We start from the raw sequence: 23,655 nt of genomic DNA, 5'->3' as shown, positions 1-23,655 counted from the left end.
TTAATGTGAGATGTACGATGAACAAAAAACTATTATCGGTAAGCATTATTAGCGCGTTCACACTCGCTTTTGCAACAGGCTGTACAACACAAGAAAAAACAGCACCCGTAGTCAGTGTCGCTGAACAAGCTACGCCTGCTGTTAGCGAAATTGACCGTAGTTACCTATTGAGCAGTGACCGCTTAACAGAGGTAGATGGCGACACTTTAGCCGTTGCTTCGGAAGAGCAAGTGGCTGAGCTTAAAGCACAATTTGAAAACCTAAAAGATGGCGACGAAGTGGTTATCCCTGCCGGTAAATACGCGAACTTAGGTCAAGTGACGATCACGGCGAATGACATCACTATCAAGGCCGAGCAAGCAGGTTCTGCGTGGATCACGGGGTTGATTCAGTTTGAACTGAAAGGCGATGACATCACGCTTGATGGCTTGGTATTTACTGAAGGCGGCCCTAAAGAACGCTTTGGTGCAGTTCGTATGATGGGTAATGGCAATACGCTTCAAAACTCAACATTCTACTACTTCAACCACGATTACACGTACGAGCCAGACGAGCGTCGTTCTGAGTATCCAAAGTACCTTTGGGTATCTCTATGGGGTAAAGACGGCAAAGTCATCAACAACCGTTTCGAAGGTAAGCAAAAACGCGGCACTTTGATTGGTGTACAAAAAGATGACACAGCTGACAACCACCTGATCGCAAACAACATCTTCATGGACCAAAAGCCTAACCAGTTCAACGAATTCGACATTAAAGAAGCGATTCGTTACAACGGCAACAGCTGGGAAGCGATCCGTATTGGTGATTCTAAATCTTCACAGTGGGATTCAAGTTCTAAGTTCGTGAACAACCTAATGATCGATATGGATGGTGAGCGTGAGCTTATCTCGATTAAGTCGGGCGACAACACGATCTCAGGCAACACGATCTTCCAAAGTGCAGCTCTTATTTCACTGCGCCACGGTAAAGGCAACACAGTTGAGAACAACATGATTCTTGGCAATGGAAAGCGCCTAACGGGCGGCATTCGTATCTACGATGAAGATCATGTGATTCGCAATAACTACATTGCCAACACTCGTGGTCGTGATGGTGTGATTGAAGGCAACGCTGACCTACGTGGCGGCATTGTTATTAACACGGGCATCATCGACGTAGCGAATGGTGAGCAGCTAGATCAATCGGTGAAAGGCAAAGAGCTTAATAAGCAGTGGACACCGAAAAACATCACGATCGAGAATAACTCTTTAGTTGATACTGAGTGGGGCATTGTTTACGGCAACCAAAGTCACCGTGTAAGCCTGTTCAACAACGCAGAAGTGGAAGGCATTTATGCGGGTGTTGATGTGGCGTTTAAACACAATGTGGTTGATAACTCGCAGTCACCTGAATTTGTAAGTGTCCGTGCAACGCAAGACTTCCCATTAGTTGGCGCAACCTACACAGACGAAACTTACGTAGGTCAAGTAACGGATTCTGAACTGATCGAAGGCTACTCGGTTGAGCTACCAAAAGTCGTTGTAGAAAATGGCATTAACGCTTACCAAGGTGAAGGCGCAGACGTGTCTAAACTTGCGGTTGTGACAGCTGAAACAGCGGGTCCAGACTACGTGCTTGAGAATACGACTAAGTAATTTATTAGTTAATGGCTAATGGCTAATGGCTAAAGGTTAATGGCTTGAGCTACCAAATCAATTCACGATAGCTGTCCTGACCATAACACTTAAAAAGCCTCAACAGATAATGTCTGTTGAGGCTTTATCGATCTTAGGTCGTGATCATCTCAATCTTACGTCGAGACTACTGTGATTTATACTTATGCAGTAGATCCCAAGGGATATGACATAAGTGGTGATCTTCAGGGAAGTGACTTAAGTGATGCTGGTGGATGTCGTCGCTGGCAACATAATTGGTCAACGGCAACACCTCAACAGCGATACGGTCGGCATCATCTCTTGAAGAAATATAGTGCTTAGCTTCGGTTAAGTGTTCTGCATTAGTGCTGTATACACCTGTGCGGTATTTCTCTCCGACATCGACACCTTGTTTATTCAAGCTGTAAGGGTCGATAATCTCAAACAAGTGTTCCATCAAAATCGTGACTGACGTGATGTTTGGATCAAATTCAATTTGTACGCACTCCGCGTAGCCATTGTAATCGCTTTGTGTGCCGTCGCTTTGTGTCGTTTTGTTCTCTGTTGGCTGGGCGCTTCCATTAGCACGGCCTGCTTCTGTGCTGATAACACCAGGAACGTACTTAATAAATTCTTGTACACCCCACAAGCAGCCGCCAGCTAAATAAATTTGTTCCATACTTCTCTTTGAGCTCTCTGTGTTTGTTGATGTTCGTTAGGTACCCGAATCAATACGATGATACCCGTACGTATAAAAAAGCGTCTATAAAAATGAGCGCGCAAATAAAAACAAGCGTTTAGGCATTGTAAACCTGTGCGACTGAACAAACATAAGTTTAATATGATTTGTGATTATATAAGTCAGTATTGCTTTGTCATCAACTCGAATCTCAACATCAAGTGAGCGTTACTCTAAACATGTTTGATCAAATAAAAGACTTCATTAATCCGAGCAAGAACCCAGACTTGACTCAGGCTCATGAATATCAGCGCAAGCATCTTCCTACATTGTGGCTGTTGGGCAAAACGGGGGCGGGCAAGTCATCGTTTATTCAAGCGGTCACGGGCGACTCTTCTGTAGAAGTGGGCAATGGTTTTGCGCCTTGTACCATGACGGCGATGTCGTATGAGTTTCCGCAAGACAAACCCGTGATGAGGTTTCTTGATACCAGAGGACTCAGCGAAGCGAATTACGATGCGAAAGAGGATTTGGAAGAGATTGGTCAGGCAGGTAATGCGTTAGTCGTTGTAATGAAAGCCGACGAACCTGAACAATCCGCTGTGCTTACGGCTCTAAAACAGATTAAGAAACAGAAGAAGATTAAACACTTGTTGCTGGTTCATACGGCGGTGTTGTCTTCCAGTGAACCAGATCGAGCAAGGCAAATTCAGTTCAACAGCAACCAAGTAGAGAAGGCTTGGGGTAAAGAGTTTGAATCGGTAGCGGTCGATTTCGAAACGGATGACAACGCTATGTCTAACAGCGAAGCGGTTTACAACTATGACATCTTGTTAGAAAAGCTGAGCAGTATTCTTCCGGTGATAGGAATGATGGTGCAAGACAAAGAACATTCCACGCAAGAAGAAGCCAACTTTGATCAAGTAGAAAACGAAGTGCTTTGGTATGCAGGAAGTGCCGCAGCGAGTGACCTGATTCCGGGTGTTGGTTTGGTGTCGGTACCTGCGATTCAAGCCAAAATGCTTCACAGCTTGGCCAATCAATATGGGGTCGAATGGAATAAGAGAGTCTTTAGTGAGTTGATAGGCACTCTGGGAAGCAGCTTTGCTTTGCAATACGGAATGAAGCTGGGCACTCGACAGTTGATAAAGCTGATTCCAGTTTATGGTCAAACGGTAGGTGCGGTGGCTGCAGCGGCAATGAGTTTCGGCACCTCTTATGGTTTAGGTCGCGCGGCTTGTTTTTACTTCTATCATAAGAACAAAGGTGAAGAAGTGTCTGAACAAGAGATGCAGAAGATCTACAAAGAATCTCTGAAAAAAGGAAAGGCGGCGTCGGGTTATGAAGAAAATTAGAAACCTATTTCGATTACTGGCGGTGCTATCGAGCGGACGCTGGGGCATTGCCCTGATTTCGGCGATCTTCCCAAGCATTATCATGATGGGTTTTGGTGTCTTCTTGGCGATCAAATACGGTTATCTACTCGAAATGTCGATTGCCATTGCCGTGAGTACCTTGGTGTTCACCATTCCTTTATTCATTTCTAGCCGTTCTTCAAGCCGCTCTTCAAATAAAGAGTCTTTCTCGAATAAAGAGAGTGGCTGCCTTGGCGAGGATACTGCTGAAGCTGAATCACAGCATAAAAAAGCTGATATCAACGATGCATTGGTTAAGGCTTCGGCTGATTGGTCTCAAAAAGAACTGTCGATCTGGAATGATTCAAAACACCATGTACGCCAACAATTAATGGTCGACATAGAGTGGGGTAACCTAGACCAAACCGGTTTAGAGGTACTTGAATTTGTTGCGAAAAAGTTTGATAAGAAATCACTCGATTTTTCGATTCCTGAAGGGCTAAAGCTGTTCGAAGAGGTCAGCCGACGCTACAAATTGGTAGTGCGAGAGCATATCCCCGGCATTGAGTATCTCAAGGTTTCTTACATCAAAGCGGGCTACGAAGCCTACGATAAATACGGTGAGCTAGGACAGAAGATCTTCAAAGCGGCTATTTGGGGTAACCACCTTAAAAACTTGTATTTGAATCCACTCAAGGTGATTTCTGATTTAGGACGAGAACAAGCGACAGCAACGATGACAAGGGGTGTGGTTGATGACATGCAATACGCCGCCAAACAAGCCTTGTTAGATGAAGTTGCGGCGGTGGCGATTGACCTCTACAGCGGACGTTTCAGCATTGAAGATGAGGCACTTAAAGTGTCTGATGTTTCTGAACTCGACGAACAACGCTTTGCTCCAGAGCTAGAGCCTGTGCGAATCGTGCTGGTGGGACAAACCAGTTCGGGTAAATCTTCACTTATCAATGCACTCAAGCAAGAGTTGGTTGCAGAAGTGGATGTGCTGCCATCAACCGACACTTCAACGGTGTTTAACGCGTTTGTCGACGACAATGATGTTCGCGTTGTTGATCTTCAGGGGCTTGATGGCAATCCTAAAACCGAAGCCTTAATGCTGAAAGAGATGACCCAAGCCGATGTGGTGCTATGGGTGCTTAAAGCCAATCAATCTGCACGTGATTTGGATAAGCAATTGAAAGATAGATTTGATGCTTTCTATGACGATCCTAAGAACATCTCACGCAAGAAGCCGATTGTGGTGTCGGTTGTGAATCAGGTAGACAGATTAAAGCCTGTAGACGATTGGCAACCACCGTATGACTTAGAGAATCCAACATCGACCAAAGCAAAGATCATTGCTCAAGCGCTCGAATACAATCATATATTGCTGCAAACCGATATCGTGTTACCGCTGGCGATTGCGCCAGAAAAGGTACAGTTTGGTTTAGATACTTTAAGGCAGACGTTGATCGAGCGTATCGCTGACGCAAATAACGTTCAGAGAAACCGCCAACGTTTAGAAGCCATGAAAAGAGGGACGTCGGTTAAAGGCCAACTGAATAAAGCGGTCAAGGCGGGTAAGAAGGTTGCCCCCAGTGCATTGAAAGCAGCGACGCCAAAACTGGCTGAAATGGCCATCAAACAAGTCGTGAAGAAAAAGTAAGTTATTCATTGCGAATACGGTTCTGGTGAGGTTTGAGCCTCATCAGAGCTTATCTTTTTTAGATCGGCGAGTTTTAGAGTTTGGCTTTTCCAGAAAACAGCCACCTTAACCCTATATTGGATAAGCATTGAATTTAAAAATGTCCGTTATTATTAAGGCGCTCACGAACTAGTTTAATAGTATATAAACGGCTGTGATTCACAGTTTATATAACATGCTATCGTATTTAATCATCATTCTAAATATTGATCACATTTATACTTTTCTAAGCTGTATTTATAAAACAATTGCACTATATTTAAATTTCGGATCATCTTGATTTCAACGTAGGGATATATTGTGAACATGTATCTGAAATGGCAATCAACAACATGGCTAACCTTGTTAGCTTGGTATACCTTAGATCACCAGCTCTCGTTCCGCCTTTCTTCAGAGTAGTACCCTCTAGGCGTCACACGCCAGCAAAGCAGCGCGCTTTGTTTACCTATCAGCAGCTTTGATAACCTTTGAACGCATGAATGTTGCACTTATTATTTCGTGCAGAATATTCGTTGTTTTGTCGTTCTCGCTAATTATCTCAGCCTCTGTTTAGGTTCGATTAATAACTCATTATTTAACTTGTTTATTTTCATTGTTAATTTCCGTCTATCTTTATGCGGAGCTATTAAATTAATGGTGAGGATTCGTGACATCTAAAGAAAATAGATTTCGACCTGATTGGAATGTATAGAAAGGTACTATTATGGAAAACTTCAAACATCTACCAGAACCGTTTCGTATTCGTGTTGTAGAACCAGTAAAAAGAACAACCTCTGCATATCGTGAGCAAGCCATTGTTGAAGCGGGCATGAACCCATTCTTACTGGATAGTGATGATGTGTTTATCGACTTACTGACAGACAGCGGAACCGGATCTATCACCCAACGTATGCAAGCCGCGATGTTAATGGGGGATGAAGCGTACAGTGGTAGTCGCAGTTACTACGCATTGTCGAATGCGGTTAAGGATATCTTCGGTTACGAGTTGACGATTCCAACACACCAAGGACGCGGCGCAGAGCAGATCTACATACCTGTTCTTATCAAGAAGCGTGAGATGGAAAAGGGACTCGATCGCAGCAAAATGGTCGCCTTGTCGAACTACTTCTTCGATACCACGCAAGGCCACACACAAGTGAATTGCTGTGTGGCGAAGAACGTTTATACCAAAGAAGCGTTCGATACCTCAGTGAATGCGGACTTCAAAGGCAACTTCGATGTGGTGAAGCTGGAAGAAGCGATCTTAGAAGCGGGCGCGGCCAATGTTCCTTACATTGTGAGTACCATTACTTGTAACTCTGCTGGTGGACAGCCAGTGTCTATCGCCAATCTAAAAGCCGTTTATGAAATTGCTCAGAAGTACGATATTCCTGTGATCATGGACTCGGCACGCTACGCTGAAAATGCGTTCTTCATTCAACAGCGTGAAACGGGTTATCAAGATTGGACAATCGAGCAAATCACGCGTGAGTCTTACAAATACGCGGACGGCTTAGCCATGTCAGCCAAGAAAGACGCGATGGTACAAATGGGCGGGTTGTTGTGCTTTAAAGACGACTCTTTCATGGATGTGTACACAGAGTGTCGCACCTTGTGTGTGGTGCAAGAGGGCTTCCCAACCTATGGTGGTTTAGAAGGTGGCGCAATGGAGCGTCTTGCGGTTGGCCTTTATGACGGCATGCGCCAAGATTGGTTAGAGTACCGTATTGGTCAGGTTCAATACTTAGTCGATGGCTTAGAAGCGATGGGTATCGTGTGCCAACAAGCAGGTGGTCACGCTGCGTTTGTCGATGCGGGTAAATTGCTGCCTCATATCCCGGCTGGTCAGTTTCCCGCACATGCTTTGGCGTGCGAACTCTATAAAGTCGCGGGTATCAGAGCGGTTGAGATTGGGTCTTTGCTGCAAGGACGCGACCCAGCAACAGGTGAACAACACCCATGTCCTGCTGAGTTGTTGCGCCTTACCATTCCTCGCGCGACCTACACACAAACACACATGGACTTCATTATCGAAGCATTCGAAAAAGTGAAAGAGAATGCAGGACAAGTGAAAGGGCTCGATTTTACCTACGAGCCGCCGGTGTTAAGACACTTCACTGCGCGCTTGAAAGAGGTAGAGACCAGCGAGAAACAAACAGAAAAAAAGAACGAACAAACGCTCGAAGAAGCATTTTAAAATAAAAACATAAGCGAATAGTCACTAGAACCCTAATCAAAGGCTCCCTCGGGAGCCTTTTCTTTTTTTGGATGGTAGGGGAGTTAGGCAGTTAAGCCTTTAAGTAGTTAACCCGTTAAAAGCTGAACTACGCTTGTTTGTTTTTCAGGGTAGACTTCAACATTTGGAATAACCACTGATTCAAAGGTGCGTCTTTTTGCGAGCGGCGGCAGCTCATCACATAGCTCACATCTATGGTTCATGTTCGATTGTTAAAGTTACTCCAACAAAAACACAGATACCAAACGAACAAAGAATTAGAAATACAACGAGGTGATGTATGAACAAGTTAATCGCACTTGGATTGATGGCTTTATCTATGAACACGGCTTTCGCGGCTGACGGTACTTATGCGAGTACTCTCGATATGACGAGAAGCGAAGGTAATCAAGTAAAGGCTGAGCGTGTTGAATCTGATCCAGTGCTTGAAGGAAGAAATGACGCCGCTAATGGCGGAATAAAATTCCACAAGAACGTTGATCAAGACCAAACGATCCAGCTTACAGGTCGTCGTGATTAACGTTAAAGATGTGCTTACCATTGTCATGAGAAATGCTGGGCCCTCGGGTGCAGCATTTTTCGTTATTGGGCTTTGGAGTATTTTATAAACTCTAGCGATCTAGCCTTGGCATGTTGTGTAACGTGTGGCATTTTGTTGTTCTCTAATTTAGATCGCTATTAGGTGTTGGTTAAGCATTACAAACCAGTAAGCGAACGCTCGAAAGGACTAGGAATGACTCAAAAAGAAACGGGAATGATTCGTCATATTCTACTGATTAAGTTTAAAGAAAACGCTGAGGCTTCAGAGGTTCAAAAACTAAAGATGTTGTTTGAAGCGATGCCAAACAAGGTTGAAGGGGTCACTTCAGTAGAATGGGGATTAAATGACAGCCCTGAAAACAAGAATCAAGGTTATACCCACTCGGTGTTAATGACGTTCGCCGATGAAGAAGGCCGTCAGAATTACCTTCCGCACCCTGAGCATGACGCGCTGAAAGATGTGTTTCGTCCGCTTTTAGAAGACATCATTGTGTTTGATTACTCCCTGTAATTAGGTTCTGAGTAGGTCTCTTGTGTTTTACTTACCTTCGATAATGAAGAGTTAGGGCCTAGCGATTAAGCCCTAACTCAATAAGAAACGACTTACTCTGTTGGCGAAATAGTGACTGGTGCAAACGATGCGACAGCATTCCCGCCTGCGCCCCAGCGAGGCCAGAAGATAACTGTCTGATTGGGGTAGTACGTCTGTTTGTCGTAGTCCAGATAAGGCATCTCAACGAGGTCTATCTGTGGTTCTAAACGACCTTTATGTCATCTACTGTTTACGCTCATTTTTATTCCGTTAACCTGCCAATAGGCAGTAAAGTTAACGCAAAGCGTGAATAAGAATGGCATTACTTTTAAATAATGCCGTTGTGCCACGGTTAAGCTCTAGTCAATTTGATAGCCACTTCTGATTCCAGTTCACTTAATGGTCGAGGTTTACTGAAGTAATAACCTTGCAGCAGATCTATCCCCAGTCCGTTTAGGCGTTGGTTATGATCAGCAGTTTCCACCCCTTCAGCTACAACACGATAGCCCAAGCTTTTACCCATCATGATCATAGTGTTGACGAAGTCTAAGTTGGTCTGCCCTTGAGTTATGTCAGAGATAAATGAACGGTCGATCTTTACTTCACTTAGTGGAAGTTGCTTTAGTAAAGATAGAGAAGAGAATCCCGTGCCAAAATCGTCAAGAGAGATAGAAATTCCTACATCGTGTAGTTCTTTAAGTGAGTTTATGCATAACTCGTAATCGACAATTGCTGCTGACTCGGTTATCTCAATACAGAATAACGTCAAAGGAAGCTGGTATTGGCGAATAGTTCGAATGATTTCTTGAGCGAAGTGAGGCTGTATCAGCTGTTTTGCACTGATATTAATGGAAATATGGCTCATGGTTTGTAGCCATTCAGATCCTTCAACATCCTTACAAACTCGATGAATGATACATTCACCAAGCTTGCTGATTAGGCCAGCTGATTCAGCAACCTCGATAAACTGGTCAGGAGGGACATCCCCCAATGTTGGAGATTCCCATCTTGCTAGTGCTTCAACAGCAGTAATCTTTTCATCTTGCCCACAATATTGAGGTTGGTAGTGCACCTTTATTTCTTGTTGAGCGATGGCACGACTGAGTTGGTGCTCTATTTCGATTATGTTTTCCGTCTCTTTTGCCATTGACCTTTGAAAGTTGAGATAGCTTTGTCCTCCCAGCTTTTTAGCTTGATACATGGCAATGTCGGCCTGCTTAATTAATTCTTCGGCACTTACGCCATCATAAGGATACATAGCGATGCCTAGGCTTCCTTGGCTGATAATCTCAATATCATCAACGATCAATGGGTTTTGAACGGCATTTAAAATCTGCGTGGCGAGTGCGTTGATGTCTGCTTCGGAACTGACATTACACAAAAACAAGAATTCGTCACCTCCCAAACGTGCGACAAGGTGTTCACTTGATAGCACGTTCTGAATATGTTTGGTCACGTGGCAAAGAAGTGCATCACCGACGTGATGACCAAAAGAGTCGTTGATAATCTTAAAACGGTTAAGATCCATCAACATGACCGCGCGTTTTTGGTTAGGTCGATTCACAATGTGTTGCGCGATGCTTTCCATTATTTTCCGGCGATTAGCGATGCCAGTAAGCGCATCATAATACGCCATGTGTTGAATCTTTTCCGCATCTTCTCGCTCTTGAGTTACATCCGTCATTGAGCCAATGAAGCGCACAGCCTGCCCTTCTGCATTATGAACCGCTGAGCCATTGGCATGAACCCAGATATATCCGCGATGTTGCGTCTTCATCCTGAATTCACATTTGAACGGTACTTCTTCGTTTAAGTGGTTATGAATGGCGGACTCGAGAAGTTCTAAGTCTTCTGAGTGTATATATTGGAACAGATGGTCACATCCTAACTTACGATCAGAAAAGGTATCTTGACAGCCAATCATTTTGGTTAACCGACTGTTCCAGACAAGAGTATTGGTTAGTAAGTCCCAATCCCAGATACCATCGTTTGAGCTGTTAGATACTACTTTGAGCTGTTGCAACAACTGTTGGGAGTTCTTCTGACGATTGTTACTTGTATTGATAAGCTCGTCGCGCTCGATGAACAGTGCGAGCATATCTAAATAATTGTTGAATACCGATTGTGTACCGATATCTTGGTGATCTTGCAATGAATCAACAACAGCGACGAGCTTCCAGTGATCTTCTTGCCCTGAGTTGATAGGAAGAATGGAAGCAACGAAATGATCATAGCGTTCGAAAAATGGGAAATTGCGAATATCGTCTTGAATATCTGTTTGTTGCGGTAGGGTAGTTGGCTGAGTCATGCCTTTTTCTACCCATTTCCTAATAGTGTATTGCTCCGAATTACACTCAGCGAGACAGGCCCAGTCAAGATTGTTTCCGTAAAGGCTTTGAGCATCTCTAATTGAGTCAAAACCTCCTTGTGCTTGTGAATAGAAATTTTCGAATATCTCAGCGGGAGAACGCCCTTGCACATTTAAGAGGATTTGGCGAGTTGAGTTGATATCTTCTTTATGTTCGAGATCTGGGTTTGTGTTACCGCAAGACTGATGAACGATGAGCTTTTGCGGGACACTATTATTGGCATTATTAAAAGGCTTCCCAGAAATACGTTCCAACACGCGGTGAAATACTTGCGTCGCTAGAAGCTCAAGCTGTTGGTCTACTGTTGTTAACTTGGGATTGAATTGTTGACCGACGAAAATATTATCAATGCCTACGATGGCGACATCGTCAGGTACCGAGATATTGCTGTGAGACAGTTGCTCCATCATACCTACAGCATTGTGGTCAGTTGCGCAGATAACCGCAGTGCATTTGGATTTACGCTGTATAAATTCTATTGCGGCTTCTCGTCCCCCAGATAGAGAACAATTCGACACGCGGAAGAAATGGCGTTGGTTGAATGAGCCTTTATGATCAATCACCGTGCGTTGATACGCTTTGAAGCGAGACCTGATATCATTAACAGTGAGATCGCCACAAAAGCCGATTTCTTCGTGTCCTTGACTTTGTAACCATTCATAGAGCTTAGTGACACCATCGCTTTGCACACTATAATACTGCTCAACGGGCAGCGGCGCATAGCTTGCTCCAATAGAAATGACTGGAATGTTTGCGTTTATAGCTTCTTCGATCAACTTTACTGTCGCTGCATGGAGAACGACCACAAGGGCATCGAGATGATTAAAATATATAGGAAGTTTAAAATCTCTTCGCTCACCCGAGCGGATGAAGATCAGATTGACTTTATGGTTTTTCGCAAGCCTTCTAAGGGTTGCATTTAGCTCGCCCATGTAGAAGCCACTGAGCATAGGCAGCACAATGCCAACGGTAGGACGTTTTTTAGATGTAACAATAGTCATGTTATTAGCCGGTCGAAAGTTGTGTTGTGTAGAACTGTTTTCGGGGGAGAATAGGTATCTTTTTATTATTTCTTCCATGCTCTACTAAGCGAGCTTGAAAATAAACTTACGGCAAAAGGAAATGCAAAACCACGCACAATCCGAGTAAGTCTAACTCATATATTTGAGAGGTTACTCAGAAGCGGTCCTCAATTTATGGACATGACTTAAGCGACTGATCTGTTCTGACAGTACCTAGAATAACCGGAACGGATTATGACTAGAAACGCAGAAACCACTCTCCTGAATTTAATTGCAACAATAAATGACATACAAACGTAGAGGTAGCGCACAAAATCGAAAAAGGGGATATCGCGATTACGTAATCATTGATCTAGCCGATAGTGAGATAGTGATAAGAGGTCGATAATTCGTTGTCGGATCTAAATTAGAACTTTAAATCTAATTTCTAAGTAGTTGTTATCTCAGGAAGAGTTTTTGTGCTATGCGCCCCTATATTAAATACATTATCCCTATTTTAATTCCTTTCATTATCCTCGTAATGCCGCTATCAGCGTTTCCATTTGAAGGCCTTACGATTATTCAACAACGCGTTATCGCGATCTTTTTATTAGCGGCATTGTGCTGGGTGTTCGAGCCCATCCCGATCTACGCGACGTCTGTTGTTATTATCGTTCTGCAATTATTGATGTTGTCGGATAAAGGGCTGATCTTTTTAAGGTTTGAGCATGGGGAGGAACATTTTGGTGAGCTGTTAAAATACAGCGATATCATGGCGACATTCGCTAGCCCAATCATCATGCTGTTTTTGGGTGGTTTCTTCTTAGCAATGGCCGCCACTAAATATCGATTAGACGTAAACTTAGCTCGCGTGTTGTTGAAGCCATTTGGACAAGACCCAAAGTTTGTGATGCTCGGCTTAATGTTGATCACTGGTATCTTTTCGATGTTTATGTCTAACACGGCAACAACGGCAATGATGCTCTCTATTTTAACGCCGGTACTGGCTGTGTTTGGTCCGAAAGACCCCGGTCGTGTAGCGTTTGCGCTTTGTATCCCGGTTGCCGCTAACATCGGTGGCATTGGTACTCCGATCGGTACCCCTCCGAACGCTATCGCACTTAAATATTTAGTTGGCGATAACCTCATTACGTTCGGTGAATGGATGGCATTTGGTGTGCCGTTTGTTGTGATTATGATGGCGTTAGCGTGGTTTTTAATAGGCTTTATGTACAAAGCTGACCAAAAGAAAATCGAGCTAAGCATCAAAGGTAAATTCCTTAAAACGCCTAAAGCCATTGCGGTGTACGTCACTTTTGCGCTGACCATCATTCTTTGGTTAATGGGTTCAAGCCATGGCATGAACTCTTACACCGTCGCTCTGATTCCTGTCGCTGTGTTCTCACTCACAGGGATCATCAATAAAGAAGACCTGAAGAAAATTTCTTGGGACGTATTGTGGCTTGTATCAGGTGGTATTGCGCTTGGTTTAGCGCTCGATAAAACTGGCTTAGCAAAGCTCGTGGTACACAGTATTCCGTTTGATAGCTACTCACCCTATGTGGTGTTGTTCGGAGCGGCGTTCTTGTGTTTGGTAATGGCAAACTTTATGTCTCATACCGCAACGGCTAACTTGTTAATGCCAATTATGGCGGCATTAGGTTCGTCTATGGCTTCACTCACGCCACTAGGCGGTGAGCTAACGTTAATTTTGGTTGTGACTTTTGCCGCTTCATTAGGTATGTCGCTGCCAATCAGTACGCCACCGAATGCGTTGGCTCATGCCACTGGTCATGTGCAAAGTAATCAAATGGCCAGAATCGGTATTATTTTGGGTGTGGTTGGTGTGCTACTGAGTTTTGTTATGGTGTGGGTGCTACATTCAATTGGTCACATAGGATAACGATACGTGTATCAACAAAAGCTAGAAGCACTGATCGAGCGCTATTTTAACCAAACAGAACGTCGGGTGACGTGCTGTGCCGGTAACACCATTATTGAACAATCAGCGTTAAACACTCGTTTATATTATGTGTTTAGTGGAGAACTGGAAGGGTTTTATACCGATGCGAATACACCGCAAGTGCGAGTATTTAGCGCGGGTAGTGGGGCTTTTATAGGCGTTCATAGCTTCTTTTCAGGTAATTGGACAGCATCTTCAACGGTTGTTGCTAAAACCGATGTTGAGTTAGCGTGGATCGATAAAGACACGCCTGCAGAAGATGAACGTAAATTTGGTCCTCTTACCGCACAGTTCACACCTGTAATTGTCAATGAGTTGTCGCGTCGTCAACGCCGCGCAACACAAGAAGCGATAGCGAAACAAAAAGCGCTAGAGAAGTTACATACTGCTGAGCAAATGACGACCTTGGGTCAATTGGCTGCAGGGATTGCCCATGAGCTTAACAACGCTATTGGTGTAGTAAATAGTAAATCTGGCCGACTTGAAACGGTCATCATGGATCTGCTTGAAGAAGTGCATCCAGAAGCCAGTCAATTTTTCGATTTTGGGTTAATGCATGGTCAGAAAACGTCGTCGTCAGAAGCGCGAACACGTGGGCGACAATTTGAAAGAAAATATGGTTTAGACAAAAACATTGCTCGCTCTCTTGCAAAGGCGATTCCAATTGACGCTTCATATGCAACAGATGTTATTTCAAAACATTGGCTGAAAAACCCAGAAGAAGCGATTCGCTTTTGGCAGATGGGTTGTGATTTGCATGATTTACGTTTGGCATCTAGACACACCGTCGGCATCGTAAAATCGGTTAAACAACTTGGCAGAATTGATATTGACACCGAAGAAGCGGTGGATATTAATGACTCCATTAACCATGCCTTATCGTTGTTACAAAGTGAGTTGCGTAGAGTATCTGTGCGATTGAGCCCTGCAGATTTGCCGACTTTTAAAGGCTCGAAAACAGAGCTCGTTCAGATTTGGGTCAACATTGTAAAGAATGCTTGTGATGCAATGTCGAATTCAGACGATGCTGCAATAGAGATTCAAACCAGATTAAGTAAGAAAAGAATATTAGTTACGATCACGAATAACGGCCCTGAGATAGACGAGGTGACTCGTAGAAAGGTATTTCAGCCCAACTTCACCACTAAAAAAGGTGGTTTATCGTTTGGATTGGGCTTGGGTTTATCAATCGTTAAGCGGATTGTGGCGGGTTATGGCGGAAGTATTATTGTGAAAAGTGATGCTTCTAAAACTGTATTTAGAATCAAGTTACCAGTAGAGGGTGAACATGGAGAAGCTTAATTTAATCTGTGTCGATGACCAGAGAGAAGTACTGAGCGCAGTGGTACAAGATTTAGAGCCGCTGGCGAGTTGGCTGAATATTGAAGATTGTGAATCAGCACAAGAAGTGCTTGATCTCATTGATGAACTTGACGCAGAAGGCGAACACATTACCGTCATCGTGTCTGATCATGTGATGCCAGGGAAAACGGGTGTGGAGTTACTCACTGACGTGTTCCATGACAGCCGCTTTCCGAATACAAAGAAAATTCTTCTTACGGGGCAGGCTACTCATACTGATACCATCAATGCGATTAATGCAGCAGGCATCGACCGTTACTTTGAAAAGCCTTGGCAAGCAAGCACATTAGTTGAGTGCATCCGTACTCTTGTCACTGAGTACATATTTGATCAAGGGCTTGATTACACGGACTATCAGAATGAGCTCGACCAGCAGGTTGTGTTGAGACGCTTACGCTAGTCCTTTATGTTAGCGACTTACTTTAGTCACTTATGTCAGTCGCTTGAAATTATATGCACCGAAGGACGCTTTCTGAAGGATTTTGTCTTTGAAAGATGTAATTTTTTGGTGCATATATTACCTATCTCTTTGAGTCGTTCAGGTTTTAGTACCCAGTTATCAACACACTGGTTGCTGGCTTCAGTCTAAAACTTATACGCTACGCCAACGCCAACGCCAACGCCAACGGATGCATTGTGTTTTCTTCAGGAACGATTCCCTGAACATACAGCAGAGCTAAAATGTGTCGCAGAGTTCCCGTGTCGTTTGTAAGAAAAGTAAGTCGAAATTATTCAAAAGTGATTCCTAACGCGTGGGACGTGGAGTTCTAAGCCAAATCGGTACTTACAACGTAAAGGACTAGGCTTTTCACGGCTTACTGCGTAATAATGCATTCGCCCACAAGTGGGGGTTTATAGTCAGTAGGATTTTAAAATGAGTGAGATTGCTCGCTTTATATCTGGTGAAGCGCCGGATAAATTTGGTCGAAATATAGAACAGTTATTGGCTTACAATCATTTTTGGTTGGAGCATGACCATAAGTACATTCAAGTGTTCTTCCCAATAGATGAGGGGACTAAGTTTAATCAACATGCCCCGTTGGTTACTCAAGAAGATAAGGTGCTTTTTGCTAATTCAGAAGAGCTCCGCACAGCTCATCTACAAGTGCTTGACCTGATGCTTGAGTTTTGGGGTATGCAGCGAAACGGGAGTGAAATATCTTCATCGTTACCACTTAGCCCGGCTAATCACGTATGGTTAAAGAATCATGACCATAACCAGCTAAGGTTAACGCGAGCCATTCGCAGTTTGTACTTGTTGGGTAATGAAGAGGTTGCGGCTCGGTTATGTGACTTTTTAGTATCAGCGGCGACCGAGACTGGCTCGGTGTCGGAGAAAACCGTTCAGTATTGGCGCGATGCCTTGGAAGGTTAGGGTTTTTCTGTGCAGAGCTTCCGGCACTGCTCATAATTGATTCTCAATGCGCGGTATTTTGTACGATGCCGCTTTCTCTATATTCAACATTTGAATGCAATTTGTGGAATATATCAAAGTTAATTAAACTGATGGTAAGTTATTACTTTTCATTATGTTAGGGTTCTTTTCTTAAGGTCAGCGGATTAGGAAGAGGCTAATGAAAAAGGGATTTGTGATAGCGATATCAATCGGCTTTGTTGTCTTCTTCCTTGTTGGTCGTGAGCTTCAGTGGTTCGGGTCCAGTAATTCCGAGTCGTTTCCTAAACTTCCGGATAGTCCCCAATTTGTTCCTTCTATCGATTTCGACGGTGAGTGGCTAGGCCGCCGTATTAACACCACTGGCAATAATATGTGTGAACGCACAACCATCACCGGAACTATTCGTGAGGGTAAGGCTACTCTAAGGCTTACCTACAATGGAACACCGTTAGAGGGTTGGGTGACGGAAAACGGCGACTTACGTTTATATGCTAAACATCGCCAATGGGATTATCGTTTTTCCGCACGTGGCAGTGGCAGTAGATTTGACGGCCGATGGCACTTAACCAATGGGCCGTGCCAAGGAAGTTGGTTTCTAGAAAAGGTCGATGGCAAGTAGGGTTGTTACTACAAGACGCCGTTTAAAATTAACCAGCACAAGGTTCTTTTAGGAGAGATAAGTGATCAGATTAATCGCCGTGTTCATTGTGGCTTTCGGGCTAGGTGCATATGCGAGCTTACATGTTTTGACAGACTATGTTGTGAGCATTGAAGGCAGTCATAAAGCTGCGGTGCGGCAAGGTTTTGAAACCTATAAATATGCAAATACAAAAGACCTTGCCCCATTAATTAAAACATCGAACTTGTTAGCTCGTTATAGTGCTTGTGAATTAGAGGGAGATGAAGGCGATGCGATTGCATTAGCCCTGTCTATTAACGCTATTTCCTTTGGGATGTTATCGAAGCAAGCGTCTGACCTCGATCAAGACACCTTTAGGACTGGTTTGATGATGTACGGAAAACTCAAAGACAACGAAAAAGCGTCTGGTCAGTTAACTGAAATACTTACTGCGTACTGTAAAGATAGTCTTCGCTATCTATACGACTGTGAAAAACTTTCTAATTTGTTAGGCGAAGAATGGGATACACAATGGAAGGAAGTGAAACCAGTATGTACCTAAAAATGATTCAACATATACGGCATTTTGCTATGCCGTATTCAGATGTGATTTGAAAACAAAGGACACAATATGGAAGTAAGGTTGGTCAAAGGTTCAGAGCCTAAGTTCGCTGAATCGATCACCAAAACGAATATGGCGAGTTACTATCAAGCTCGTGGAATCGCTTGGGGTCATAGCCAGTTTTTACGCAGCTGGGATGAGCTGGATAACTATGAAATTTATGTGGGGGATCGCCGTATTGGTGTTGTTCGCTTCAGTTACGCTAGTGGTACAACGTTTCTTAGGGACTTGCAGATATTAGCTGACTGTCAAGGTCAAGGTTTTGGCTCTAAGTGTCTCGATTTGGCTATTGAACATGCGAACAATCAAGCATCGGCTCAGTTAGTGTTGCGCGTGTTCAGTGAGAACCCCGCCATTAAGCTTTATCAATCAAAAGGTTTTACTCAGTTGTCTGAAGTGAAAGGGCTCGTTGAAATGGAGCTGCCTTTAGGGTCATCATTGAGAGAGTGTCATGGATAACCGTATCCAACTAAATTTTGTTAAATACTTATTTTCAGAGTTGCTGTTTATTGTTATTGCACTAGGTCTTGTCTATTGGATATCAGACGGTGATCGTTCATCGCTGCTAACCATAGGGCTGATAATTTGTGTTCCTCCATTAATAAAAATTCTAATGTTGTGGTGGAAGCTTCGCGATAGCTCGTTTGAAATCACGAACGGTCATGTACGTTTAAATGGCGTTGCTTGTGATGTGACTTTACAGCGTAGCTTTCTTCCGTTTGAAATTGGCTCATTCATCAAGCTTTCATACACGAAAGGTGCAATGCAGAAACACAATATTTACCTTTCTAAAGGCGCAATGAGCAAAGAAGAATGGAGCCGTATGGTTAGCGTGTCGAACTAGGTCGCCATAAAGAAGCGACATCGCTGTTACTTGAGCTTTTAGTTTCCACGACGAATAGCGATGCGATTAAAGAGTACCAACGAGCGATCTCTTTATATGCTCAAGACCTAGATAAAACCTGGTAAGCAGCGCGTAAAGCTCATTAACTCACATAACAAAAAGCCTAAGCATCAATATGATACTTAGGCTTAAAGGCATAGTTTTTGTTCTTTAGGAAAGCGTTACGCTGAAAGCTCTTTACGAACGATCTCTGCGCCAGCACTTAGCGCATTAAGCTTCGCTGAGGCTATCTCGCGAGGTAGGGGAGCCATGCCGCAGTTGGTGCAAGGGTAGAGCTTGTCGGCATCAACGTACTTAAGTGTTTCACGTAGAGTGCTAGCCACTTCTTCCGGTGTTTCAATCGAATCGGTTGCAACATCAATCGCACCGACCATTACTTTCTTGCCTCGTACGAGCTCAAGCAGCTCAAGAGGTACATGAGAGTTGTGACACTCTAAAGAGATAATGTCGATATTCGATTGCTGCAGCTTAGGGAAGACTTCTTCGTATTGGCGCCACTCGGTGCCTAATGTCTTTTTCCAATCCGTATTCGCTTTAATGCCGTAGCCATAACAAATATGGACTGCTGTTTCGCACTTAAGCCCTTCAATGGCTCTTTCTAAACAAGCGATGCCCCAATTGTTCACTTCATCAAAAAACACGTTAAACGCAGGTTCATCGAACTGAATAATATCCACGCCTGCCGCTTCAAGTTCTTTGGCTTCTTCGTTGAGGATCTTTGCAAATTCCCACGCCAGTTTTTCACGGCTTTGGTAATGCGCATCGTAAAGTGTATCAATCATGGTCATAGGCCCCGGCAGAGCCCATTTGATCGGTTGGTCGGTTTGCTGACGTAAGAACTTCGCATCTTCAACAAACACAGATTTCTGACGAGAAACTGGGCCTACAACCGTCGGTACACTCGCATCGTAACGGTCGCGGATTTTAACGGTTTCACGCTTTTCAAAATCAACGCCATTCAGGTGTTCAATGAAGGTCGTTACAAAGTGTTGACGTGTTTGTTCGCCGTCACTCACAATATCAATGCCTGCTTGCTGTTGCTCGTGCAGAGAGACACGCAGCGCATCTTGTTTGCCGTCTGTGAGTTCATCGCCTTGAAGTTTCCATGGCGACCAAAGCGTCTCTGGTTGTGCAAGCCAAGACGGTTTCGGCAAGCTGCCCGCTGTTGAAGTCGGTAATAGTGTTTTCATAATAATATTGCCTATCCTTGGGTGGTTTGAGAGCGCAATAGACGATTAAAGTGCGTAATTTGCCGACCAGTTCTCTAGAACTGATTGGTATGGCTTAATGAACTTCTCTTCTGCGAATTTACCTTGTTCAACAGCTAGCTGGCTTCGTTCTTCACGGTCGTACACGATTTGAGTCAGCGAGTGATCCAAGTTTTTCAAGTTTGGTTGGTAACAGTTACCCGCAACCGCGTTCGCGTTGTAAATCTCAGGTCGGTAGATTTTCTGGAACGTACCCATGGTACTGATGGTGCTGATAAGCTCTAGGTTAGAGTAATCGTTCAGCAGATCACCAAAGAAATAGAAGGCCAAAGGTGCAACACTGTTAGGCGGCATGAAATAACGAACCTGTAAGCCCATCTTTTTGAAATATTGTTCAGTTAAAGAAGACTCATTCGGTTGGTATTCAAAACCTAATACTGGGTGTTGGTTTTCAGTGCGGTAATAGGTTTTATTATCTGACACGCTTAAGCAAATAACAGGTCGTTTATTAAAGTTCTTTTTGTAAGCGTCAGAGTTAACGAAATATTTAAAAAGCTTACCGTGTAAGTCACCAAAATCTTCTGGAATGCTGAATTTATCTTGGCCTTTATTATGATCCAATAGACGTACGCTAAAGTCATAATCTCGAACATAAGAAGAGAAGTTATTTCCGATAATGCCTTCAATACGCTCGTTAGTTTTACGGTCTACAATATTGGTTTTCAGCACTTCAATTGAAGGGAATGCTTCGCCGTTGCTTTCAATATCCATATCAACAGAAATGATTTCAAGCTCAACAGAGTAGCGGTCGCCCTTAGGGTTATCCCAGTGCGCTAACGCGTTGAAACTGTTATCGATCATTTGTAGTGCATTGCGTAAGTTCGCTTGACGGCTGTCACCGCGAGCCAGGTTAGCAAAGTTGGTAGTGATACGCGTGCTGTCTGCAGGCTGGTAGTTTTCGTCGAGGCTAATGCTCTTAATCGTAAAATTAAATTCTTTATTCATGCTGATTTGGTATCCCAATTTTTTTTCTGATTCTCTCGGTCTTTAGTATTAAAACGGCTTTTATTTTTTGCTTGTGACCGGATTAAGAATCGAAGGCTATGCTGTCTGAAATTAATGCTTAGTAGAATTAATGTCGTATAAAGTTAATCGCTTAAGGTTTTTATACGTTGATAGGTTGACCATTAACAATGGTATTACTTCACATTCAACATGAGGAATATTCATGATCTATTCTGTTTGAATATTTTAGTCGGTGTCAGTTATATTAATTAGCTTGATGGAAATATAACCGCATTAATAGTGTGTTATTTAAGACGATTAATTTAATTAAGAGATGGATGAAATGAGTGAATTGCTGTTGTTGATTTTCTACTGTGCGTTACTGGGCAGTGGTGTTGGGTTTCTAGCCGGTTTGTTAGGTATTGGCGGAGGGCTGATCATTGTTCCTGTGTTAAGCAGCATTTTACTGTATTTAGAAGTTCTACCTTCCGACCAAGTTGTTGTCGCTGCGATTGCTACCTCGTTGGCATCGATACTGTTCACTTCCACATCTTCTGCACTCGCTCACCACAAGAATGGCAAAGTGCCTTGGGATCTGGCGCCTTGGATCATGCTCGGTGTTGCTCTGGGTGCATTGGTTAGTGGTTTTATGGCGGCGTTGTTACCGGAAAAAGTCGTTCGTATTGTGTTTGCTGTGAGTGTGGTTCTTATTGCGATCAAGATGTTCTTAAGCAGCAAAAATGATGCGCCTAAGGAACGAAAACTGCCGAACAAAGGTGTGCTCACTGTGCTGACAACCATTACGGGTGGCTTATCTGCCATGATAGGTATTGGTGGCGGAGCATTGCTGGTTCCGCTATTAACGTTCTTCTCTGTCGGTATGAAAAAGGCCATCGGTTGTGCCTCGGCTTGTGGCATTGTGATCGCGTTGTTTGGCTCGATAGGTTACATCAGTTCAGGCAGCAGCCACTTTGCTCTATCAGATGGCTTTGCTGGCTTTGTTTATCTGCCTGCGCTGTTGGGTATTGTGTGCACGTCTTGGTTTACGGCTCCGTTAGGCGCAAAAGCCACCAACCATTTACCGGTTCCAACGATTAAGAAAATCTTCTCAGTACTGCTGGTGGTTATCGCAGCAAGCATGGTTGCTCGTTAATAAAAGATCGTTCAAGTGTGAATATACAGAACAAAAACGAATAAATTGATCAACCACCAATAATTAGAAAAGGGCAGTTTCATAACTGCTCTTTTTTTGTTTATCGGTCTATGCTTATACAACTATGTACATGAGTATATTGATAAAACCGTTTAGTTATGAACAGTTCACCGCTATAGCTAAATGTATTTTGTTTGATTCAACGGAATGCTATCAATGAGTGATTTATGGATCCTTTAACGCAGGGCGTGTTAGGCGTTTCTTTGTCACAATCTGCCAGCAAAAAACAACATTTGGTTGTTGCTGGGGTATTAGGGCTGCTCTCCGGGTTAGCACCAGATTTGGATGCACTGATTAAGTCTCAAAGTGACCCTTTGTTGGCTTTGGAATTTCATCGACAATTTACCCATTCACTCTTCTTTATTCCCATTGGCAGTTTGATCTGCGCTTTGGTTCTGCATCACCTGATTGCAAAAAAACGTGGGCTTTCTTTCAAACAAAGTTGGCTGTTTTGTGCTCTGGGCTATGGTACTCATGCACTGTTAGACGCTTGTACCACCTATGGCACGCAGTTACTTTGGCCTTTCACCAACGCGCGTTTTTCTTGGAATACCATATCAATCATCGATCCTGTTTATACGCTTCCCATTCTAGTGTTGCTTGTGTTTGCGACGTTAAAACGAGCGCCTTGGCTAGCGCGTGTTGCGTTTACTTGGGCGCTAATTTATCCAACATTAGGGATGATTCAGCGAGACAGGGCAGAGGCGATTGGGTGGCAATTAGCGCAAGAAAGGCAACACACACCGATTCGATTAGAGGCAAAACCAAGCTTTGCGAATATCTTGGTTTGGAAAGTGGTGTACGAAACAGAGGCTCATTACCATGTAGACGCAGTGCGGGTTGGCACATCGGTAAGCACGTATCCCGGAGAGTCGATTGCGAAGCTGAATGTTAGCAGGGATTTACCTTGGCTTGACCCGGACTCTCAACAAGCCGAAGACATAGAACGTTTCCGCTGGTTTTCAAATGGTTATATCGCTCAGGACCCAACAGACGAGCTGCGTATTATCGATGTCCGATATTCAATTGTACCAAATCAAATGAAAGCACTATGGAGCATCAAGCTATCAAAAGCAGTTGATGCAAACGCGCATGTAAAATACGAAACTCATAGAGACAACACGCCAGAGTCGAGACAGATCTTCTTCGGTATGCTCACTGGCGATAAATGAGCTAGTTTTAAACTGATCTGCACCGTCAATACTGGATGCTACGTTAAGCGACTTTCCATACGTTTAGTTATCTCTGAATTGTTAATTTAGGGGAAGCTATAGCTCATTTATGCCCCATTGTGTGTTCACTTCGATGAGTGAACTACATCGGCAATCTATTTTTA

General features: G+C 43.7%; 19 protein-coding genes and 3 pseudogenes. 16 read left to right on the top strand and 6 right to left on the bottom strand.

The genetic code is table 11. The annotated features are described in order from the left end of the window. The first annotated feature begins 17 nt into the window (after nt 1-17). Nucleotides 18-1,634 carry a polysaccharide lyase 6 family protein gene (locus tag AB6E51_RS06785; RefSeq protein WP_102428443.1) on the top strand — a complete coding sequence of 539 codons (1,617 nt, stop codon included), beginning with the start codon at nt 18-20 and terminating at the stop codon, nt 1,632-1,634. A gap of 166 nt (nt 1,635-1,800) precedes the next feature. Here AB6E51_RS06785 and AB6E51_RS06780 read toward each other — a convergent pair whose 3' ends face one another. Then, a complete protein-coding gene (locus tag AB6E51_RS06780) occupies nt 1,801-2,313 on the bottom strand; it encodes a peptide-methionine (S)-S-oxide reductase (protein ID WP_017063632.1) in 513 nt (170 codons plus the stop codon). Between the two features lie 239 nt (nt 2,314-2,552). On the opposite strand from AB6E51_RS06780, the gene AB6E51_RS06775 reads away from it, so the two are divergent. From AB6E51_RS06775 to tnaA, 3 genes are all read left to right on the top strand, one after another. Further along, the gene (locus AB6E51_RS06775; protein WP_372058035.1) at nt 2,553-3,668 is read left to right on the top strand and encodes a YcjF family protein; all 1,116 of its coding nucleotides are present in this window, start codon (nt 2,553-2,555) and stop codon (nt 3,666-3,668) included. Beyond that, nucleotides 3,655-5,331: a GTPase family protein gene (locus tag AB6E51_RS06770; RefSeq protein ID WP_372058036.1), complete on the top strand. Its 1,677-nt coding sequence runs from the start codon at nt 3,655-3,657 to the stop codon at nt 5,329-5,331. The genes AB6E51_RS06775 and AB6E51_RS06770 overlap by 14 nt, the downstream gene beginning before the upstream one ends. A 742-nt stretch (nt 5,332-6,073) precedes the next feature. Further along, nucleotides 6,074-7,546: a tryptophanase gene (gene tnaA / locus AB6E51_RS06765; RefSeq protein ID WP_372058037.1), complete on the top strand. Its 1,473-nt coding sequence runs from the start codon at nt 6,074-6,076 to the stop codon at nt 7,544-7,546. Between the two features lie 127 nt (nt 7,547-7,673). On the opposite strand, the pseudogene AB6E51_RS06760 reads toward tnaA, so the two are convergent. Next, nucleotides 7,674-7,784: pseudogene (locus tag AB6E51_RS06760) on the bottom strand (LysR family transcriptional regulator); the annotation flags it as partial. An 81-nt stretch (nt 7,785-7,865) separates the two neighbouring features. Between AB6E51_RS06760 and AB6E51_RS06755 the strand changes: the two are divergent. After that, nucleotides 7,866-8,105: a hypothetical protein gene (locus AB6E51_RS06755; RefSeq protein WP_372058038.1), complete on the top strand. Its 240-nt coding sequence runs from the start codon at nt 7,866-7,868 to the stop codon at nt 8,103-8,105. 213 nt (nt 8,106-8,318) lie between these two features. Further along, nucleotides 8,319-8,636, top strand: coding sequence for a Dabb family protein (locus tag AB6E51_RS06750; RefSeq protein WP_009846539.1), 318 nt, complete (start codon nt 8,319-8,321; stop codon nt 8,634-8,636). A gap of 146 nt (nt 8,637-8,782) precedes the next feature. Here AB6E51_RS06750 and AB6E51_RS06745 read toward each other — a convergent pair. Continuing rightward, nucleotides 8,783-8,887, bottom strand: a pseudogene (locus tag AB6E51_RS06745) (DUF3103 family protein); the annotation flags it as partial. A 122-nt stretch (nt 8,888-9,009) separates the two neighbouring features. Next, entirely contained in the window at nt 9,010-12,027 is a 3,018-nt protein-coding gene (locus AB6E51_RS06740) for an EAL domain-containing protein (RefSeq protein ID WP_017069971.1), read from the bottom strand. A 484-nt stretch (nt 12,028-12,511) separates the two neighbouring features. Here AB6E51_RS06740 and AB6E51_RS06735 point away from each other — a divergent pair, with 484 nt between their 5' ends. From AB6E51_RS06735 to AB6E51_RS06700, 8 genes and pseudogenes are all read left to right on the top strand, one after another. Next, complete coding sequence (locus tag AB6E51_RS06735; RefSeq protein ID WP_102332139.1) at nt 12,512-13,930, top strand: DASS family sodium-coupled anion symporter; 1,419 nt, start codon at nt 12,512-12,514, stop codon at nt 13,928-13,930. A 6-nt stretch (nt 13,931-13,936) separates the two neighbouring features. Continuing rightward, nucleotides 13,937-15,292 carry an ATP-binding protein gene (locus AB6E51_RS06730; protein WP_372058039.1) on the top strand — a complete coding sequence of 452 codons (1,356 nt, stop codon included), beginning with the start codon at nt 13,937-13,939 and terminating at the stop codon, nt 15,290-15,292. After that, complete coding sequence (locus tag AB6E51_RS06725) at nt 15,279-15,752, top strand: response regulator (RefSeq protein WP_010438444.1); 474 nt, start codon at nt 15,279-15,281, stop codon at nt 15,750-15,752. Before AB6E51_RS06730 ends, AB6E51_RS06725 begins: the two co-directional genes overlap by 14 nt. A 474-nt stretch (nt 15,753-16,226) precedes the next feature. Next, nucleotides 16,227-16,727, top strand: coding sequence for an opioid growth factor receptor-related protein (locus AB6E51_RS06720; RefSeq protein ID WP_372058040.1), 501 nt, complete (start codon nt 16,227-16,229; stop codon nt 16,725-16,727). A gap of 199 nt (nt 16,728-16,926) precedes the next feature. Further along, nucleotides 16,927-17,367, top strand: a complete 441-nt coding sequence (locus AB6E51_RS06715) for a hypothetical protein (protein WP_017062406.1) — start codon at nt 16,927-16,929, stop codon at nt 17,365-17,367. Nucleotides 17,368-17,428: 61 nt separating this feature from the next. After that, nucleotides 17,429-17,929: a hypothetical protein gene (locus AB6E51_RS06710; RefSeq protein WP_372058041.1), complete on the top strand. Its 501-nt coding sequence runs from the start codon at nt 17,429-17,431 to the stop codon at nt 17,927-17,929. 69 nt (nt 17,930-17,998) lie between these two features. Continuing rightward, nucleotides 17,999-18,448, top strand: coding sequence for an N-acetyltransferase (locus AB6E51_RS06705; protein WP_136973884.1), 450 nt, complete (start codon nt 17,999-18,001; stop codon nt 18,446-18,448). Next, nucleotides 18,441-18,843 (top strand): annotated as a pseudogene (locus tag AB6E51_RS06700) (hypothetical protein). Before AB6E51_RS06705 ends, AB6E51_RS06700 begins: the two are co-directional and overlap by 8 nt. Nucleotides 18,844-19,054: 211 nt before the next feature. On the opposite strand, the gene AB6E51_RS06695 reads toward AB6E51_RS06700, so the two are convergent. Further along, complete coding sequence (locus AB6E51_RS06695; RefSeq protein ID WP_017062410.1) at nt 19,055-20,083, bottom strand: methionine synthase; 1,029 nt, start codon at nt 20,081-20,083, stop codon at nt 19,055-19,057. Between the two features lie 45 nt (nt 20,084-20,128). Next, the gene (locus AB6E51_RS06690) at nt 20,129-21,106 is read right to left on the bottom strand and encodes a DUF1852 domain-containing protein (protein WP_017064213.1); all 978 of its coding nucleotides are present in this window, start codon (nt 21,104-21,106) and stop codon (nt 20,129-20,131) included. Nucleotides 21,107-21,449: 343 nt separating this feature from the next. Here AB6E51_RS06690 and AB6E51_RS06685 point away from each other — a divergent pair, with 343 nt between their 5' ends. Both AB6E51_RS06685 and AB6E51_RS06680 read left to right on the top strand, forming a co-directional pair. Then, nucleotides 21,450-22,259, top strand: a complete 810-nt coding sequence (locus AB6E51_RS06685; RefSeq protein WP_372058042.1) for a sulfite exporter TauE/SafE family protein — start codon at nt 21,450-21,452, stop codon at nt 22,257-22,259. 227 nt (nt 22,260-22,486) lie between these two features. Beyond that, complete coding sequence (locus AB6E51_RS06680) at nt 22,487-23,491, top strand: metal-dependent hydrolase (RefSeq protein ID WP_017066226.1); 1,005 nt, start codon at nt 22,487-22,489, stop codon at nt 23,489-23,491. Nucleotides 23,492-23,655 lie beyond the last annotated feature (164 nt).

Source organism: Vibrio sp. 10N.247.311.47 (assembly GCF_041467535.1).
Classification (GTDB): Bacteria; Pseudomonadota; Gammaproteobacteria; order Enterobacterales; family Vibrionaceae; genus Vibrio; species Vibrio crassostreae_C.
This window is presented reverse-complemented; position numbering and strand designations above follow the sequence as displayed.